The sequence below is a fragment of the Pseudomonas sp. R38(2017) genome, from assembly GCF_002112395.1.
Taxonomy (GTDB): Bacteria; Pseudomonadota; Gammaproteobacteria; order Pseudomonadales; family Pseudomonadaceae; genus Aquipseudomonas.
Map to the genome: position 1 here is coordinate 400358 of NZ_NEHN01000001.1, position 15734 is coordinate 416091.

The 15734-nt window shown below is 61.1% G+C and carries 13 protein-coding genes and 1 pseudogene; 8 read left to right on the forward strand and 6 right to left on the reverse strand.

All coding sequences use genetic code 11. The features are described from left to right. The first annotated feature begins 75 nt into the window (after positions 1-75). The 5 genes from cysM to CAF87_RS01955 all read left to right on the forward strand — a co-directional run bounded on the left by cysM (position 76) and on the right by CAF87_RS01955 (position 6106). Entirely contained in the window at positions 76-978 is a 903-nt protein-coding gene (gene cysM / locus CAF87_RS01935) for a cysteine synthase CysM (protein ID WP_085730423.1), read from the forward strand. Further along, a complete protein-coding gene (gene rlmD / locus CAF87_RS01940; RefSeq protein ID WP_085730424.1) occupies positions 978-2330 on the forward strand; it encodes a 23S rRNA (uracil(1939)-C(5))-methyltransferase RlmD in 1353 nt (450 codons plus the stop codon). The genes cysM and rlmD overlap by 1 nt, the downstream gene beginning before the upstream one ends. 124 nt (positions 2331-2454) lie before the next feature. After that, positions 2455-4698, forward strand: a complete 2244-nt coding sequence (gene relA, locus CAF87_RS01945; protein WP_085730425.1) for a GTP diphosphokinase — start codon at positions 2455-2457, stop codon at positions 4696-4698. Then, the gene (gene mazG / locus CAF87_RS01950) at positions 4695-5537 is read left to right on the forward strand and encodes a nucleoside triphosphate pyrophosphohydrolase (RefSeq protein WP_085730426.1); all 843 of its coding nucleotides are present in this window, start codon (positions 4695-4697) and stop codon (positions 5535-5537) included. Before relA ends, mazG begins: the two co-directional genes overlap by 4 nt. A gap of 26 nt (positions 5538-5563) precedes the next feature. After that, positions 5564-6106 (forward strand): DUF2058 domain-containing protein, encoded by a 543-nt coding sequence (locus CAF87_RS01955; RefSeq protein WP_011335479.1) that lies wholly within the window; start codon positions 5564-5566, stop codon positions 6104-6106. Positions 6107-6204: 98 nt separating this feature from the next. On the opposite strand, the gene CAF87_RS01960 is transcribed toward CAF87_RS01955, so the two are convergent. From CAF87_RS01960 to CAF87_RS01985, 6 genes are all read right to left on the reverse strand, one after another. Then, positions 6205-6393 (reverse strand): hypothetical protein, encoded by a 189-nt coding sequence (locus tag CAF87_RS01960; protein WP_007957795.1) that lies wholly within the window; start codon positions 6391-6393, stop codon positions 6205-6207. Between the two features lie 276 nt (positions 6394-6669). Further along, entirely contained in the window at positions 6670-7890 is a 1221-nt protein-coding gene (gene fabB / locus CAF87_RS01965) for a beta-ketoacyl-ACP synthase I (protein WP_007974551.1), read from the reverse strand. 11 nt (positions 7891-7901) lie between these two features. Beyond that, positions 7902-8417 (reverse strand): 3-hydroxyacyl-[acyl-carrier-protein] dehydratase FabA, encoded by a 516-nt coding sequence (gene fabA, locus CAF87_RS01970; protein ID WP_003227150.1) that lies wholly within the window; start codon positions 8415-8417, stop codon positions 7902-7904. A 247-nt stretch (positions 8418-8664) separates the two neighbouring features. Continuing rightward, positions 8665-10566, reverse strand: a complete 1902-nt coding sequence (locus tag CAF87_RS01975) for an ATP-binding protein (RefSeq protein ID WP_085730427.1) — start codon at positions 10564-10566, stop codon at positions 8665-8667. Beyond that, positions 10563-11495, reverse strand: coding sequence for an ABC transporter substrate-binding protein (locus CAF87_RS01980; RefSeq protein ID WP_085730428.1), 933 nt, complete (start codon positions 11493-11495; stop codon positions 10563-10565). The genes CAF87_RS01975 and CAF87_RS01980 overlap by 4 nt, the downstream gene beginning before the upstream one ends. 1 nt (position 11496) lies before the next feature. Beyond that, on the reverse strand, positions 11497-13560 hold the full coding sequence (locus tag CAF87_RS01985) for a TonB-dependent receptor plug domain-containing protein (RefSeq protein WP_371850976.1): 2064 nt from the start codon (positions 13558-13560) through the stop codon (positions 11497-11499). Positions 13561-13816: 256 nt separating this feature from the next. Here CAF87_RS01985 and CAF87_RS01990 point away from each other — a divergent pair, with 256 nt between their 5' ends. The 3 genes and pseudogenes from CAF87_RS01990 to sixA all read left to right on the forward strand — a co-directional run bounded on the left by CAF87_RS01990 (position 13817) and on the right by sixA (position 15671). Continuing rightward, positions 13817-14842, forward strand: coding sequence for an NAD(P)H-dependent glycerol-3-phosphate dehydrogenase (locus tag CAF87_RS01990; protein WP_085730430.1), 1026 nt, complete (start codon positions 13817-13819; stop codon positions 14840-14842). A gap of 32 nt (positions 14843-14874) precedes the next feature. Beyond that, positions 14875-15219 (forward strand): annotated as a pseudogene (locus CAF87_RS01995) (DUF4389 domain-containing protein); the annotation flags it as partial. Beyond that, positions 15219-15671: a phosphohistidine phosphatase SixA gene (gene sixA, locus CAF87_RS02000; protein ID WP_007957806.1), complete on the forward strand. Its 453-nt coding sequence runs from the start codon at positions 15219-15221 to the stop codon at positions 15669-15671. The pseudogene CAF87_RS01995 and the gene sixA, both read left to right, overlap by 1 nt. Positions 15672-15734: the final 63 nt, after the last annotated feature.

A 15734-nucleotide genomic window follows, 5' to 3' on the forward strand; every position in this document is an offset into this window, starting at 1 on the left:
CACTTTGCGTGATATGGGCCGCGCAGGTTTGCCGGTATGATAGGCCCCCCCGCTGTCCGGATTGCGAAAAACGCCATGACCTTGCAGTACCCAACCATCGCCGATTGCGTCGGCAACACGCCGCTGGTGCGTTTGCAGCGCCTGCCCGGTGTCACCAGCAACACCCTATTGCTCAAGCTCGAAGGGAACAACCCTGCGGGTTCGGTGAAGGATCGTCCGGCGCTGTCGATGATCACCCGTGCCGAGTTGCGCGGGCAGATCCACGCCGGCGATACGCTGATCGAAGCGACCTCGGGCAACACCGGGATCGCCCTGGCGATGGCTGCCGCGATCAAGGGTTACAAGATGATCCTGATCATGCCGGACAACTCCAGCGCCGAGCGTAAAGCGGCGATGACTGCCTATGGCGCGGAGCTGATTCTGGTCAGCCAGGAAGAGGGCATGGAAGGCGCTCGCGATCTCGCCCAGAGGATGGAAGCCGAAGGCCGTGGCAAGGTGCTGGATCAGTTCGCCAACGGCGACAACCCTGAAGCGCACTACACCACCACCGGTCCGGAAATCTGGCGTCAGACCCAGGGCTCCATCACCCATTTCGTCAGCTCCATGGGCACCACCGGCACCATCATGGGCGTGTCGCGTTACCTCAAGGAGCAGAACGACAACGTGCAGATCATCGGCCTGCAACCGATGGAAGGCTCGGCTATTCCTGGCATCCGCCGCTGGCCGCAGGAATACCTGCCGAAGATTTATCAGGCCGACCGCGTCGACCGCATCGTCGACATGGCACAAAGCGAAGCCGAAGACGTCACCCGCCGTCTGGCCCGCGAAGAAGGCATATTCTGCGGCGTGTCCTCGGGCGGTGCGGTGGCAGCGATGCTGCGCCTGTCCAAAGAAGTTGAAAACGCGGTGATCGTTGCGATCATCTGTGACCGTGGCGACCGATACCTGTCGACCGGCATTTTCGACGCGCCCAACTGATGGCCAAGCACGAGAGAGGCCTGCGCTTCCAGCCCACCGGCGGCAGCAAGGCCCCGCAACTCCCGACCGGCAAAAAGCAGCGCTTGAAGATCGAGCGCCTGGCCAATGACGGTCGCGGTATCGCGTTTTTTGAAGGCAAGACCTGGTTCGTCCTCGGCGCCCTTGCCGGTGAAGAGGTCGAGGCGCGAGTGCTTGGCGCCCACGGCAAAGTGGTCGAGGCGCGCACCGAGCGTGTGTTCACCGCCAGCGAATTACGCCGCCCCGCAGCTTGTCAGCACGCCGGTCGCTGCGGCGGTTGCAGCGTCCAGCATTTGCCCCACGACGAACAGCTTGCCCTGAAACAGCGCATGCTTGCCGAGCAGCTGTCACGAGTTGCCGGTGTCGAGCCTGAAGAGTGGGCTGCACCGTTGACCGGTCCGGAGTTCGGCTACCGTCGCCGTGCCCGGATTGCCGTGCGCTGGGACAGCAAGGCCAAAACGCTCGAAGTCGGTTTCCGCGCTGCTGGCAGCCAGGACATTGTGGCAATCAGCGAATGCCCGGTGCTGGTACAGCCCTTGCAACCGATCATGACCCGTTTGCCGGAGATGCTCCGTCGCCTGAGCAAACCTCAGGCGCTGGGTCATGTGGAATTATTCAGTGGCTCGTCCCTGGCCGTTCTGCTGCGTCACATGGCGCCGCTGTCCGAGGCCGACCTGATGATCCTCACGGATTTTTGCGCATTCCATGAAGCGCAGTTGTGGCTGCACGGCGAAGGTGAGCCGCAGCCGGTCGATGCCACGCAGTCGCTGGGTTATCGCCTTGAGCAGTGGGATCTGGAGCTGGCCTGGCGGCCGGGGGATTTCATTCAGGTCAATGCCAGGGTCAACGAGGCCATGGTCGCCCAGGCGCTGGACTGGTTGAAACCGACCGCCGATGAGCGTGTGCTCGACCTGTTCTGTGGTCTCGGCAACTTTGCCTTGCCGCTGGCCAAAACCGTGCGCGAAGTGGTGGCGGTCGAAGGCGTGCAGACCATGGTCGATCGCGCCGCCGCCAACGCTGCCAGTAACAATTTGCATAACACAAAGTTTTTTCAGGCCGATTTATCCCAGCCTTTGACCGATGCCGAATGGATCGGAAACGGCTTTTCTGCGGTACTCTTGGACCCACCGCGTGACGGTGCTTTCGAGGTAGTGCGCAAGCTCGCGACCCTGGGTGCCGAGCGGTTGGTGTATGTGTCGTGCAACCCTGCAACTCTGGCGCGCGATACGGTCGAATTGATCAAGCAGGGCTACCGGTTAAAACGTGCCGGGATTCTCGATATGTTTCCTCAGACGGCACATGTCGAGGCCATGGCGTTATTTGAAGCGAGCTAGGATGGCTCGTCTGATCCGACTGATCGGTCCGTGCAGCACTCGTCTTAGCCCCGCGAGTGCGGACGGGCAATCAAGGTCAGTGATTTGACGCATTGAGTCTGCGTCGTAGGGAAGGTAAAGCAAGATGGTACAGGTGAGAGCACACCAGCCGATCAACACCGACGGCAGTATCAATCTCGAGGCTTGGCTCGATCATGCGGTCAGTGTCGATCTGGCACTGGATCGCGAAGCCTTGAAGGAGGCCTGTGAGTACGCTCGACAGGCCGAGCAACAGTCCAACGCGGCGAAGAATCTCTGGTCCGAAGGCAGCGGCAGTTTCAGCACCGGCCTCGAGATCGCGGAGATTCTCGCCGACCTCAAGCTCGATCAGGATTCGCTGGTCGCGGCGGTGCTTTACCGTGGCGTGCGCGAAGGCCAGATCGAACTGTCAGCGGTCAGCCAGCGCTTCGGCCCGGTGGTCGCCAAACTGATTGATGGCGTGCAGCGCATGGCCGCGATCAGCGCCAGCCTCAGCCCGCGCCAGTCGATGGTGATGGGTACCCAGGGCCAGGTGGAAAACCTGCGCAAGATGCTGGTGGCGATGGTCGACGACGTACGCGTCGCGCTGATCAAACTCGCCGAACGTACCTGTGCGATCCGCGCGGTGAAAACCGCCGACGACGAAAAGCGCAACCGGGTTGCGCGGGAAGTCTTCGACATCTATGCACCGCTCGCCCACCGACTCGGCATTGGCCATATCAAGTGGGAATTGGAGGACTTGTCCTTCCGTTACCTGGAACCCGACCAATACAAACAGATTGCCAAGTTGCTGCATGAGCGGCGGCTCGACCGTGAGCGTTTCATCGCTGACGTGATGACCCAGCTCAAGGACGAATTGCAGGCCACCGGCGTCGACGCCGACATCAGCGGCCGGGCCAAACATATCTATTCGATCTGGCGCAAAATGCAGCGCAAGGGTCTGGAGTTCAGCCAGATCTACGACGTTCGTGCGGTGCGGGTGCTGGTGCCGGAAATGCGCGACTGCTACACCGCGCTCGGCATTGTCCACACCCTGTGGCGGCACATCCCGAAAGAGTTCGACGACTACATCGCCAACCCGAAAGAGAACGGCTACCGCTCGTTGCACACGGCGGTGATCGGGCCGGAAGGCAAGGTGCTGGAAGTCCAGATTCGTACGCATTCGATGCACGAAGAAGCCGAGCTCGGCGTCTGCGCGCACTGGCGCTACAAGGGCACCGACGTCAAATCCGGCTCCAATCACTACGAAGAGAAAATCTCCTGGCTGCGTCAGGTGCTCGAGTGGCACGAAGAGCTGGGCGACATCGGTGGCCTCGCTGAACAGCTGCGGGTCGATATCGAACCGGACCGGGTCTACATCTTCACCCCGGACGGTCACGCCATCGACTTGCCGAAGGGCGCGACGCCGCTGGACTTCGCCTACCGGGTGCACACCGAAATCGGTCACAACTGCCGTGGTGCGAAGATCAACGGGCGTATCGTGCCGCTCAACTACAGCCTGCAGACCGGCGAGCAGGTCGAGATCATCACCAGCAAGCACGGCACGCCGAGCCGTGACTGGCTGAACTCGAACCTCGGTTACGTCACCACATCGCGGGCGCGGGCGAAGATCGTTCACTGGTTCAAGCTGCAAGCTCGCGACCAGAACGTCGCGGCGGGCAAGACCCTGATCGAGCGTGAACTCACTCGCCTCGGTCTGCCGGCGGTGGATTTCGACAAGCTGGCTGACAAGGCCAACATGAAAACCGCCGAAGATATGTTCGCCGCCCTCGGGGCCGGCGACCTGCGTCTGGCGCAACTGGTCAACCTGGCGCAGCAACTGGTCGAGCCGGAGCGCGGCAACGAACAGCTGGAGCTGATTCCACGCAAGGCCACTGGCTACAAGCCGGGCAAGCGCGGCGACATCCAGATCCAGGGCGTCGGCAACCTGATGACCCAGATGGCCGGCTGCTGCCAACCGTTGCCGGGCGATGCGATCGTCGGTTACATCACCCAGGGCCGTGGCGTGAGCATTCACCGTCAGGACTGTGCCTCGGTACTGCAACTGGCCGGGCGCGAGCCGGAGCGGATCATCCAGGTCAGCTGGGGCCCGGTGCCGGTGCTCACCTACCCGGTGGACATCGTCATCCGCGCCTACGACCGTTCCGGTCTGCTGCGTGACGTCTCGCAGGTGCTGCTCAACGAGCGGATCAACGTGCTGGCGGTCAACACCCGCTCGAACAAGGAGGACAACACCGCACTGATGTCCCTGACCATCGAGATCCCGGGACTGGACGCACTGGGCCGGTTGCTGGGGCGGATTTCCCAATTGCCGAACATCATCGAGACGCGGCGTAACCGGACTCCATGAAACCGACCTACAGCCTTGAAGACCTGTTGCACCTGATGAACCGTCTGCGGGATCCGCAGTACGGTTGCCCGTGGGACATCAAGCAAACCTACGCGACCATCGTCCCGCACACCCTTGAAGAGGCCTACGAAGTCGCTGACGCCATCGAGCGCGGCGACTTCGACCACTTGCAGGGCGAGTTGGGCGATCTGCTGTTTCAGGTGGTGTATTACAGCCAGCTGGCGCGGGAAGAGGGGCGGTTCGAATTTGCCGGGGTGGTCGACAGCATTACCCGCAAGCTGATTCGTCGTCATCCGCATGTATTCCCCACCGGCGATCTGTATGCGCCGCTGGACGTGCCGCGCCTGAACGAAGAGCAGGTCAAGCAGCGCTGGGAGGAGATCAAGGCCGAAGAGCGTGCCGAGAAATCCGCCGAGCCGCAGCAACTGTCACTGCTCGACGATGTTCCCGCCGCATTGCCGGCACTGTCCCGCTCGGCCAAGTTGCAGAAGCGCGCAGGGCAGGTCGGTTTCGATTGGCCGGATGCCTTGCCGGTGCTGGACAAGGTCCGTGAAGAGCTTGATGAAGTGCTCGAAGCCATGTCTGAGAATGACCCGCAAGCGGTGGCCGACGAGATCGGTGACCTGCTGTTTTCCGTGGTCAATCTGGCCCGGCATCTGAAGGTCGATCCGGAAACCGCATTGCGTGGCGCCAACGCCAAGTTCGAGCGACGTTTCCGTTTTATCGAACAGGCATTGCGCGACACCCACCGACCCATGGAAGATTGCACCCTCGAAGAGTTGGACGCCCTGTGGGGCGAAGCCAAACGTCAGGAAAAGAATTTGCCCAGCTGCGGCTGAGCCGTTGCCCAAGTGAGTAAGCATCAATGAGCCTTTCCCTTCGCGATCAGTTGCTCAAGGCAGGACTGGTCAACCAAAAGCAGGCCAAACAGGTCAGCAAAGACAAACAGAAACAGCAGCGTCTGGCCCACAAAGGCCAGATCGAACTGGACGACTCCCAGCAGCGTGCTGCCCAGGAAGCCATGGCCGAGAAGGTCAAGCGCGACCAGGAGCTGAACCGTCAGCAGCAGGAGAAGGCTGAAGCCAAGGCCCGTGCTGCGCAGGTCAAGCAGTTGATCGAAGTCTCGCGTCTGCCGAAGCTGACCACCGAGGACTACTACAACTTCGTCGACGACAAGAAGGTCAAGCGCATCTCCGTCAACACGCTGATGCGCAACAAGCTCAGCAGCGGTTCGCTGGCGATCGTGCACCATGCCGGCGGCTACGAAGTGATTCCTCGTGAGGCGGCCCTGAAGATTCAGGAGCGCGATCCACAGCGCATCGTGCAGCTCAACGAGAAGGTCGAAGAGGTCAATGCCGAGGACGATCCGTACGCGGCCTATGTGATCCCGGATGATCTGATGTGGTAAGCGGGTTTCACCGGGCTGCGAAGTGCCCTTGAAGCACCCAACAACGACAAACCCCGCTCATCGCGGGGTTTGTCGTTTTCAATGCTGTGGTTTTTGATTCAGGCGGATTTCAGATCCCGCTGGCGTTCTTGCAGTTCCAGTTCGGCCTTGTAGTTGTGGGCGTCGATCTCGTTGTGGAACATGCCGACCAGCAAGTCTTGTTGATGCACATCCCAGATCCGTACGCCGGCGGCTACGCCTTCATGGGACATGTGTGAATCGTCGCGTTCAGTTACTTTTACAGTCATCTGCTAGCTCCAATCTCTGTTATCTGCAGCAAGGCGTGTGCAGGCCTCTGTTATAGAATTTGTTAGCCTGCTAAGTAAACGCCTGATTTGTGCAATCTATTCTTGCGAAATCTGCAACAGCGCTGGAGCCCGCATAAACCGCGACATTCAGTCGCAGGGCGGTAAGTTGCATGACAAACGTTTCATCTTGGCGCCGCTGAAAATGCCTTTCTCCAGGCGAAAAAAAACGCCCCGAACCAGTCGGGGCGTTTTCGTGTGCGGCTCAGCGCAAGGGAATTACTTGCCTTCCCAGCGCTTCAGGACGAGGGTGGCGTTGGTGCCACCGAAGCCGAAGCTGTTGCTCATCACGGTGTTGATGGTGGCGTTCTCGCGGGTCTTGGTCAGCACCGGCAGATCGGCCACTTCTGGGTCCAGTTCGTCGATGTTGGCGGAACCGGCGATGAAGTTGCCTTCCATCATCAGCATGCAGTAAATCGCTTCGTGCACGCCGGCGGCGCCCAGGGAGTGACCCGACAGGCTCTTGGTGGAGCTGATGGCCGGGGCCTTGTCGCCGAACACTTCACGCACACCTTTCATTTCCGCGACGTCGCCGACCGGAGTCGAAGTACCGTGGGTGTTCAGGTAGTCGATCGGGGTGTCGACGGTGGACAGCGCCTGCTGCATGCAGCGGATGGCGCCTTCGCCGCTTGGAGCCACCATGTCGTAGCCGTCGGACGTCGCGCCGTAGCCAACGATTTCCGCGTAGATCTTCGCGCCACGGGCCAGAGCGTGTTCCAGCTCCTCGACCACGACCATGCCGCCACCACCGGCGATGACGAAACCGTCACGGTCGGCATCGTAGGCACGGGAGGCTTTTTCCGGGGTGTCGTTGCGCTTGCTGGACAGGGCGCCCATTGCGTCGAACAGGAACGACTGGCTCCAGTGCTCCTCTTCACCGCCACCGGCGAACACGATGTCCTGCTTGCCCATCTGGATCTGTTCCATGGCGGTACCGATGCAGTGAGCACTGGTGGCGCAGGCAGACGCGATGGAGTAGTTCAGGCCCTTGATCTTGAACGGAGTGGCCAGGCACGCCGAAACGGTGCTGCTCATGGTCCGCGTTACGCGGTATGGGCCGACGCGCTTGACGCCTTTCTCGCGCAGGATGTCCAGCGCTTCCATCTGGTTCAGGGTCGAAGCGCCGCCGGAACCTGCGATCAGGCCGGTACGCGGGTTGGATACCTGCTCTTCGGTCAGACCGGAATCGGTGATGGCGTCTTTCATGGCCAGGTAGGCGTAAGCCGCTGCGTGGCCGACGAAGCGATAGATCTTGCGATCGATCAGTTCTTCAAGGTTGAGGTCGATGGAGCCGGAAACCTGGCTACGCAGACCCATTTCGGCGTATTCCGGGTTGAACCGGATGCCAGGGCGGCTTGCACGCAGGTTAGCGGAGACGGTCTCTTTGTCATTGCCCAGGCACGAAACAATGCCCAGACCAGTGATAACGACGCGGCGCATGCGAATAACCCTTAGAAGTTGTCAGTGGAGGTGAACACGCCGACGCGAAGGCCTTCGGCGGTGTAGATTTCGCGACCGTCGACAGTCACCGAACCGTCGGCGATGGCCAGGTTCAGCTTGCCTTTGAGGACGCGCTTGATATGAATGTTGTAGGTGACTTTCTTGGCGGTCGGCAGGACCTGTCCGAAGAACTTCACTTCGCCCGAACCCAGCGCACGGCCGCGGCCCGGCAGGCCTTGCCAGCCCAGGAAGAAACCGACCAGTTGCCACATGGCGTCCAGACCCAGGCAGCCCGGCATCACCGGATCACCCTCGAAGTGGCAAGCGAAGAACCACAGGTCAGGGTTGATATCCAGCTCGGCGACCAATTCACCTTTGCCGTACTTGCCGCCTTCTTCGCTGATCAGGGTGATGCGATCCACCATCAGCATGTTCGGGGCGGGCAGTTGCGCGTTACCTGGGCCGAACAGCTCACCGCGACTGCAGCGCAGCAGGTCTTCCCGAGTAAAGGCGTTTTGTTTGGTCATGCGAGCTCCTCAATAATCCCATGCGGCAGGTGGGGCAAATCTTCCCGACCGATCGACGCGTTCATGCCTCGAACCGGCAGCCTACTCATAGACTATTGCGTTGTGGTGAAAGTCACAGCACCAAGGACATGAATGTACACTTGTGCACTGAAATTTTTATTCAAGCCCCTTTTGAGGCTCGTTCGGGTGCCTAAGACTGCCGCACTTTCGCTTTTCACGCCAGTCGCAGATGCTCGAAAGGGCCTCCCTACTGCACCCAGCGCTGCAGAATCTGCTGCAGGTCATTACGTTTGAACGGCTTGGCCAGGTAATCATTCATCCCCGCCGACAGGCAGTTTTCCCGGTCGCCCTGCAACGCGTTGGCCGTCAGGGCGATGATCGGAACATGGCCGCAGCCGGGCAGGCGGCGGATCTGTCGGGTCGCTTCGTAACCATCGATGATCGGCAAACGGCAATCCATCAGGATCGCTTCGTAACGACTGCCACCGGCACTGCGAACAGCCTGCATGCCATCGGTGGCGACGTTGACAGTGAAGCCCAGGCTGCGCAGCATGGCTTCGATCACCGTCTGGTTAACCGGGTTGTCCTCCACCAGCAGGACATTGCGGCCTTCGCCGTGTGCATTGCCATCGATTGCCCGCGGCGCTGCCAGCATCGGCAATGCCTGCTTATATAGAGCCAGCGGAATTTCCAGGGTAAACACCGAGCCGCGACCTTCTTCGCTTTGCGCGCGCAAGGTGCCGCCCATGCGTTCGGCCAGCGTGCGGGCAATCGGCAAGCCCAGACCGGTCCCGCCATAACGACGCGAAATCGAGCTGTCGGCCTGCTGGAACGCGTTGAACATCAATTCCAGGCTTTCGGAAGAAATCCCGATGCCGCTGTCGCGCACCGAGCAGGTGAACCACAGCAATTCGTGATCCAGCGATTGCCACTGCGCCTCGATGCTGACGCGCCCCTGTTCGGTGAACTTCAGCGCATTGCCCACCAGATTGACCAGAATCTGCCGGATCCGCGTCGGATCGCCCTGTACCTGCAAGCCGCGCAAGTCTTCAGGAATCCGCAGTTGCAACTCCAGGCCACGTTGCGCCGCGCTGTGCTGGAACGACTGCGCACACGCGCCGATCAAGTCGGCGAGGTTGAACGGGATGTGCTCCAGTTCCAGTTCCGAACGCTCGATGCGCGAGAAATCCAGAATGTCGTTGATCACCTTGAGCAAATGCTCGGTGGACTCGGAAGCCAGCGCCGCGTACTCGACCTGCTCCTCGGTCATGTCGGTGGTTTCCAGCAATTGCAGCATGCCCAGGACACCATTCATCGGAGTGCGCAGTTCATGGCTCATCATGGCCAGGAAGTCCGACTTGGCGTTGTTGGCCTTTTCCGCCTCTTCGCGTGTCTGGATCAGTTGCGCCATGGCCTGGTGCTGTTCGCGACTGGCCTGTTCCAGTGCCTGGGCAAGGTTGTTGATGTGCTGCGACAAAGCCCCCAGCTCGGTGTCATCGACAATCGGCAATGGAGTCTTGTAGTCACCGTCCTGAATCGCCTTGACCGCATCGCCAATATCGCGGATCGGCTGCGACAGGCTGCCGGCCAGGCGCCGCGCCAGAACGAAGGTGAAGAGCAGGGCGAACAGCGCCAGGATCCCGGCCTTGAGCAGGATCTCCTGTTGGCGCTGACTGAATGCATCGTTGGACAGACCGACGATCACCCGCCCCAGATAATCCTCGCTGGCACCGCCGTTATTGGTCTTGCCGTCCTGAAAGAAATCATTGTGCAAGGCAATCCGTTGCAGCCGCACCGGTGACTGGAACACTTCGACCTGATGCGGGCGCTTATGGATGTCCGACGGTTGTTCCACATACGCCAGAATCCGGTTGGCGCTGTCCTGGATTTCCAGGAACCGCACATTCGGCGTGGCCAGTGTGGCTTTCAGCAGGCTTTCCAACACCTCGTTGTTGCCGGAAATCACACCGTACTCGGTAGCTGGCGCGAGCTGGTTGGCGATCAGTTGGCCGGTGTGATTCAGCTCCTGACGCAAATCCTGGATGCGCACGAAGGTGAAAAAACTGATCAGCAGCAAGGTCAGCAACAGCGCAGGGCCCAGGCTGATCAACTGGGTGCGGGTATTGATGTCCCAACGGCGGAAAATCATGGGCGGCGCTCTCCTTGGGCCAACTCTTCGGCAACAGACGCTTCGTTCATCGGTTCTATTCCTAATGAACGAGCCACCTGCGCATTGCTTGATACTTTAAAGCGCTCGGGATAGAGCTCTCTCGGCCAGGTGGTCGGTGGTCGGTCGAGCAATTCGTCGAGCACCGCCAGCCAATCGCTCTGGTCGCTGTAAGTGCTGGCGAGGCTGCCGGCGCGCACGAACGAAACGTTCGGACCGATCAGCGCCAGTTGTCGCGAATAGCTGCTGAGCAGCAGGTTTTTCGCGGTTTTCGGGTTGTACAGGTCGGGGTCGTCAAGGCCCAGCAGCACATCGCTGTTTTTCAGCACGGTCTGCAAGGGGCGGCTGTCATGGGTGTTATCCCAGCGCTGCGGGACGATTTGCAGATTCAGCGGCCGGGCGGCCGATTGCAGCTCCTTGAGCAGGAACTCGCTGTGCTGATCGAACAGCACGCCGACTCGCTGAGCCTGAGGCAGGATCCGCCGGATCAACTGCAACTGGCGACTCAGCGGCGGATCGCTCCACAGCAGACTCAAGTGGGGCGGTTGGGCGGTGCCGAAGCGCTGTCGGGCCTGCAAGCGGCTGATGCGCAGGACCAGCGTCGCCGGCCCCTGGGATTCCTGCATGCGCCAGTCGAGGCTCGGCAGGTCCAGAAGAATCAGGCGCAGGCTGGACGGCAACTTGCCCGGCGCCGGCAGGCTCGCCAGTGGCTGGAAATGTACGCGGTCGGTGGGGCGCAGCTCGCTCAGGGCCTGCACGAACGATTGCACGCCGGGGCTTTCCTCGGCGCCAGTCAGCAGAATATCGGCCGCCTGCACCGCCACGCCGTGCAGCCAGGCTGTCAGGAACAGGCACAACCCGACCAGCCATTGGCCGGCGGTTGGCATCTTCCGTGACAGGGCGTAGCGCATCCTAGAACTCCAGTTCGGCGCTGAAATACATCACTCGGCGTTCGTCGTAATTGTTGTCGACGAACGTGGTCGGCTCATTGTCCAGACGCTGTTGCAGCACCCCGGCCAGTTGCAGTTGAGCCTTGCCCAGCGGGATGCGTTTGGCGATGCGCGTGTCGACCCGCTCGAAGCGATAGCCGTTGAGTGCGTTGTCACCGTAATAGAAGAGGGCGCTGTTCCAGCCCTGACCCCAGTCGCGCAGCCAGCCGGCCGAGCCGCTGTTGCGCGCGGTAAACTTCTGGTCCAGCGGGTTGCTCGCCTCGGCATCGACGTAGGCGTAAGTCAGGCGCAGCCGATCGGCCGCACTCAGGCGCCAGTCCAGCTGGGTTTCGGTGCCGCGAAAGCGCGAGTCGTTGGCGTTGCTGGCGATGTACTGATTGTTGCGCAGCGGCTCGCTGATCATCCCGGTGATTTCGTCATAGAACAGCTTCACGTCGAGCGCCAGGCCCCACTCGGGGAAAAAGCCGTTGTAGCCGAGTTCCCGCGAGCGCATGTGCTCCTGGTCCAGATCGCCGGGGCCCCGGGTCTTGACGAAGTAACGGGCCGAAGACTGGCCATAGGCGGAGGGGCGCAGGTTGGTCACCTGATAACTCCAGTTGACGTTGTTCTCGAACATGTCCGGCGAGCGAATCGCTTCCGAGTACACCGCGCGCAGGCTGTGGCGCGGGCTGATCAGGTAATTGACGGCAAACCTGGGCGTCAGCGAACTGCCGATCAGTTGAGTGTTTTCAAACATGGCGCCGCCCTGCAACAACCAGTGTTCGCTGGCGCGCCATTCCAGTTGGCCAAAGGCGCGCCACGTGGTGTCGTCCAGCGTTCCGTTGAAATAGGTCTCAGAATCGGCCCGGTCGTAACGATAGTTCAGGCCGCTGACCAGACGCAGACTGTCGGACAGGCTGAGGGTGTCCTGCAATTCCAGGTCATAGCGCGATTCCCGGGCACTCTGGTCGATGTCGCCGCACAGGGTCCGGCTGGCGCCATTGCGCCATTGATCGAGCACCTGATTGGCCAGGGCCATTTCCGTTGGCGTGCCGGGCGCAGCACCGGGCCCGGTGTAGCGGGTGATATTGCGCGCCAGTTGTTCGGTGTAGTTCGGATTGAGTTGCCACAGCTCTGTGAGTTGCGGACTGAAGGACACTTCAGCATCGCAGGCGCGCCAGGTCTGCTGGCGATCCCAGTGTTGCGCCGAGCCTTGTACATAAAGGCTGTGATCGGGGTTGATGTCCAGGTTCCAGCGCACCGAGCCGGCGTAATCCTTGGCGATCACGTCGGAATTGTTCCCGGCAGCGGTAATCCCGGAGAACACCGGGCGGTAGGTGTAAGGTCGCTGGTTGGTTCCGTCTTTGGCGTTGAGCTGCCAGTCCACGCTCTGGTTATCGCTGAGGGTCTGGCTCACGGCAAGGCTGAAGCGGTTCAAGCGTCGGCTGTCGCGGTAATCGGCGCCGGTGCGGTCGCTGTCAAAGCCGTCATCTTCCTGGCCGGACAGCGACAGGCGCAGGTCTCCGCCATTCCAACCCGTTCCCTGGCTGGCATAGAAGTCGTTGATGCCCCGTTGGCCACGGGTGATTTTCAGCCGTGTGCCGTGGCTGTCGGCCGGGTTGCGGGTGATGATGTTGACCACCGCCATCAGCGCGTTGGCGCCGTAACTGACGGTGTTCGGGCCGCGAAAAACTTCGATGCGTTCGATGTCTTCCATGGCCACCGGGATGTCGCTCCAGTCCACCGTGGCCAGGCCGGCGCGGTACACCGAGCGGCCATCGATCAGCACTTGCATGCGCCGCGCTTCGGTGGCGTTGGTGCCGTGATAGTTCACCACCGCCTGATTGCCGCTGATGTTGCCGACCATCATGCCGGGCACCAGGCGCAGCAGTTCGCTGATGTCCCGGGCACCGCTGGCGTTGATCAGTTCGCTGTCGATCACGGTCATGCTGCCGGGGACTTCCGCCGGCGACTGTTTCAGGCGCGTGGCCGTGAGGATCTGGGGCAAGGCCTCGCTGTCGAGAAACAGGTCGTCCGCCAGCAACATCGGGCTGAACAGCAGCGCCAGCAGCAGGGACGAACGCGGGGAGGGAGTGCCAGAAAACACGACGCGGCCTTGATAGCAAAGAATTGGCGCGCATGTTAACCGAGGACAGTGACTTTTCCAGTCACGTTGCGGGCATTTTCCTCGGTTTTATTGGTCTTCTTCCTACAAGTGCGGGTAATTGACGCCGGGGCTGTCCGAGAAGGGGCCGCTCCGTATAATGCCCGCATCGCCACTGGTATGGATTAACGGATTACATATGACTGAACAGCGCCCGATTGCGGTCCTGGGAGGCGGAAGTTTCGGTACCGCCGTGGCCAATCTGTTGGCCGAGAACGGCCATCAAGTCCGGCAGTGGATGCGTGACCCCGAACAGGCCGAGGCCATCCGGGTCAATCGCGAGAACCCGCGTTATCTCAAGGGCATCAAGATTCTGCCGGGCGTGACGGCCGTCACCGACCTGCCGGAAACCCTCGATGCCTGCGAGTTGTGCTTCGTCGCGTTGCCATCGAGCGCACTGCGCACGGTATTGGCGGCGCATGCCGAGCGCCTGAGCGGCAAGATGCTGGTCAGCCTGACCAAGGGCATCGAAGCCCACACCTTCAAACTGATGAGCCAGATCCTCGAAGAAATCGCCCCGCAGGCGCGCATCGGCGTGCTGTCCGGGCCGAACCTGGCGCGGGAAATCGCCGAGCACGCGCTGACCGCCACGGTGGTCGCCAGTGAGGACGAAGAACTGTGCAAAGAAGTGCAGGCCGCGCTGCATGGTCGCACTTTCCGTGTCTATGCCAGTGCCGACCGCTTCGGCGTGGAGCTGGGCGGTGCACTGAAAAACGTCTACGCGATCATCGCCGGCATGGCTGTGGCGCTGGAGATGGGCGAGAACACCAAGAGCATGCTGATCACTCGCGCCCTGGCCGAGATGACCCGGTTTGCGGTGAATCAGGGCGCCAACCCGATGACCTTCCTCGGTCTGGCCGGGGTCGGCGACCTGATCGTCACTTGCTCGTCGCCGAAGAGCCGCAACTATCAGGTCGGTTTTGCACTCGGTCAGGGTTTGAGCCTCGATGAAGCAGTCTCGCGTCTTGGTGAAGTGGCCGAAGGGGTCAATACCCTGAAAGTGCTCAAGGCCAAGGCCCAGGAGGTTGGCGTGTACATGCCGCTGGTCGCCGGGCTGCACGCGATCCTGTTCGAAGGGCGCACGCTGGAACAGGTGATCGGCCTGTTGATGCGCGCCGAGCCGAAGACTGACGTCGACTTCATTTCCACCAGTGGTTTCAACTGATTGCCTTTTATTTCAGGGCAGGGGAGCTAGACATGAACGATCCGAAAACCGAAGCCAAGTACGAATCCATCCTGCTGCGGGTGTTGTGGATGATCGTCTACATCCTGGTCTGGCAGGTGGCGCAGTTCATCCTCGGCGCGGTGGTACTGGTGCAACTGATCTATCGTTTGATCTATGGCGCCCCGAGCGCCAGCCTGATGAATTTCGGCGACAGCCTGAGCCAGTTCCTGGCCCAGATCGGCCGGTTCGGCAGTTTCCACAGCGACCAGAAACCCTGGCCGTTCGCCGACTGGCCGGCGCCGCGTACCCCGGAAGGTGAAGCGCCACACGTCGTCGCGCCGGCACCGCATCCGGCCCGGGATGAGGAACCCAAGCTATTAAACTCTGGGTATTGCGTCACGGCGAGGCCGAGCCCTATGGCTCGCGCCCCGATTCCGAGCGGGAGCTGACCGCTCATGGCCGCAAGGAAGTGCTCAGCAGCGCGGCCCGCTTGATGGGCCAGCCACTGACGGCGATCTACGCCAGCCCATACCTGCGGGCACAGCAGACTGCGCAACTGGTGCGCGAGGCGCTGGGGTTCGAACCGGAGATCCGCACAGTCGAATGGTTGACCCCGGAAGTCGATCCGGACCGCGTCGCCGAACAACTGGTGTCGGTGAGCAATGTGCTGCTGGTCAGTCACAATCCGCTGGTGGGAAATCTGCTCAGCTACCTGCAACACGGTGCCGGCTATCCGCCGGAAAAAGTCAGCACCGCCGGGCTTGCCGAGCTTGAGCACAGCGAGTTGCTGATCGGCTCGATGACGCTCAACAGCCTCAAGCATCCGTGAAATTTTTTGTATGAAATAGTCAACCAAGCACTTGCTTGGTTGGCTACGCTTGCTCCAACCCTA